General features: G+C 62.6%; 3 protein-coding genes. All 3 read left to right on the top strand.

Translation table 11 applies throughout. The annotated features are described in order from the left end of the window. Positions 1-260: hypothetical protein (locus ABSG20_RS34475; protein ID WP_423868901.1), on the top strand; the 260-nt coding region annotated here is incomplete at its 5' end. Positions 261-339: 79 nt separating this feature from the next. Next, positions 340-1,512, top strand: coding sequence for a phosphoserine transaminase (locus ABSG20_RS34470; RefSeq protein ID WP_423868900.1), 1,173 nt, complete (start codon positions 340-342; stop codon positions 1,510-1,512). A 222-nt stretch (positions 1,513-1,734) separates the two neighbouring features. Further along, the coding region (locus ABSG20_RS34465) for a hydroxyacid dehydrogenase (protein WP_423868899.1) at positions 1,735-2,557 on the top strand (823 nt) is incomplete at its 3' end.

Here is a 2,557-nt window from a genome sequence, read left to right as displayed (position 1 = left end):
CTCGGGCAGCTTGGGGACGGCACATGAAAAATTATTCGATCGTTCGGATCGGTAACGAATACGTCGTGCAAGCCGGCGATGAGAGCGTGCTGAAAATTTCCAGCCGGCGCAGGGCGGCGCGGCTGGTCACCGATGCTGAGGAATTGCTGGATTCGGAGCCGGTGCTGCCGGCGCAGACTTTGCCGGAGCAGGCTCTGCCGGAGCAGGCCGCGCCATCAATCGCTTGTGATTCCATCCCTGATCCTCCCGAAGTTCCTTGACGATTCCGGGCTATTCCCTTATTCACCGCGGCGGGACACCTCCCCCCAACGGGAGGCTTGCTATCTGGAAGGATAGATCATGACTGCAGCGAAGCCCGCCTCGCGGCCCAATGTGCCGCATTTTTCATCCGGCCCCTGTGCCAAGCGACCCGGCTGGCATCCACGAAATCTCGGTGATGCTGCGCTTGGCCGTTCGCATCGCGCGAAAATCGGCAAGGCCAAACTCAAGCTCGCGATCGAATTGACCCGCGAAGTGCTTGAAGTACCGGAAGGTTACAGGATCGGCATCGTGCCGGCGTCCGACACCGGTGCGGTCGAGATGGCACTGTGGTCGCTGCTCGGAGCACGCCCGGTGACCACGATCGCCTGGGAATCCTTTGGCGAGGGCTGGGTCGGCGATGTCGTCAAGGAATTGAAGCTCAAGGACGTCACCAGGCTGCATGCCGGTTATGGCGATATTCCCGATCTCGGCAAGGCCGATCCGGCCTCCGACATCGTCTTCACCTGGAACGGCACCACCTCGGGCGTGCGCGTGCCCAATGCCGACTGGATCAGCGCTGATCGCGAAGGCCTCACCATTTGCGACGCGACCTCGGCGGCGTTCGCGCAAGAGCTGGACTGGGCCAAGCTCGATGTCGTGACCTTCTCCTGGCAAAAGGCACTGGGGGGCGAGGCCGCGCACGGCATGCTGGTGCTTTCTCCGCGCGCGGTGGCGCGGCTCGAGAGCTACACGCCACCATGGCCGCTGCCGAAAATCTTTCGCATGACCAAGGGCGGCAAGCTCAACGCCGGCATCTTCGAGGGCGAAACCATCAACACGCCGTCGATGCTGTGCGTGGAAGATTATCTCGATGCGCTGAACTGGGCGAAGTCGGTCGGCGGCCTCAACGCGCTGATCGCGCGCGCCGACGCCAACACCCGGGTGCTCGCCGACTGGAAGGCGAAAACGCCGTGGATCGACTTCCTGGCAAGGGACCCGGCCATCCGTTCCAATACCTCGGTATGCATGAAGGTGGTCGATCCCGCGATCACCGCGCTTAGCCCCGACGCGCAGGCGGATTTTGCCAAGAAGCTCGTCGCCGCGGTCGAGAAGGAGGGCGCGGGCTACGATCTTGGCGCCTATCGCGACGCGCCGCCGGGTCTGCGGATCTGGTGCGGGGCGACGGTCGAAGCCAAGGACGTCGCGATCCTGACGCAGTGGCTCGACTGGGCGTTTGCCGAAACCAAGGCGCAGCTCGCCAAGGCGGCTTGAAGTTTCTTGCTAAACCTCTCTCCGTTCTTACGGGGAGAGGTCGGATCGCGCAGCGATCCGGGTGAGGGGCTCTTTCAACCCGCAGCGCGCTCGGAACTGCCCCTCACCCCAACCATCTCCCCGTAAGAACGGGGATAGGGAGAAGAGATCGCTTCGCTCGCGGCGTTGCCAAGCGGAAAAGGTTTGGTCGACCCACCGCCAATATTATTTCAGGAAACCACAATGACAAAACCCAAGGTTCTCATTTCCGATGCGCTGTCGCCTGCCGCCGTGCAGATCTTCAGGGATCGCGGCATCGAGGTCGACTTCCAGCCCAATCTCGGCAAGGACAAGGACAAGCTCGCCGAGATCATCGGCAATTATGACGGACTGGCGATCCGCTCCGCGACCAAGGCCACCGCGAAAATCCTGGCGAAGGCGACGCGGCTGAAGGTGATCGGGCGCGCCGGGATCGGCGTCGATAATGTCGAGATACCGGCCGCCACCGCCAGGGGCGTCATCGTGATGAATACGCCGTTCGGCAATTCGATCACCACGGCCGAACATGCCATCAGCCTGATGCTGGCACTGGCGCGGGAAATTCCGCAGGCCGATGCCTCGACCCAGGCCGGCAAGTGGGAAAAGAACCGCTTCATGGGGGTCGAGATCACCGCCAAGACGCTGGGCGTGATCGGTTGCGGCAATATCGGCTCGATCGTCGCCGACCGCGCGCTCGGCCTGCGCATGAAAGTGATCGCGTTCGATCCGTTCCTGTCGCCGGAACGCGCCAGGGATATCGGGGTCGAGAAGGTCGAACTCGACGAACTGTTCAAGCGCGCCGATTTCATCACTTTGCATACGCCGCTGACCGACAAGACCAGGAACATCATCGATGCTTCGGCCTTGGCGAAGATGAAAAAAGGCGTGCGCATCATCAATTGCGCGCGCGGCGGGCTGGTCGACGAGCAGGCGCTGGTCGATGCGCTGGAGTCCAAGCAGGTCGCGGGCGCGGCATTCGACGTGTTCGTCGAGGAGCCCGCGCTCTCCAATGTGCTGTTCGGCCATC

The organism is Bradyrhizobium sp., assembly GCF_049512235.1.
GTDB lineage: Bacteria > Pseudomonadota > Alphaproteobacteria > Rhizobiales > Xanthobacteraceae > Bradyrhizobium.
This window is presented reverse-complemented; position numbering and strand designations above follow the sequence as displayed.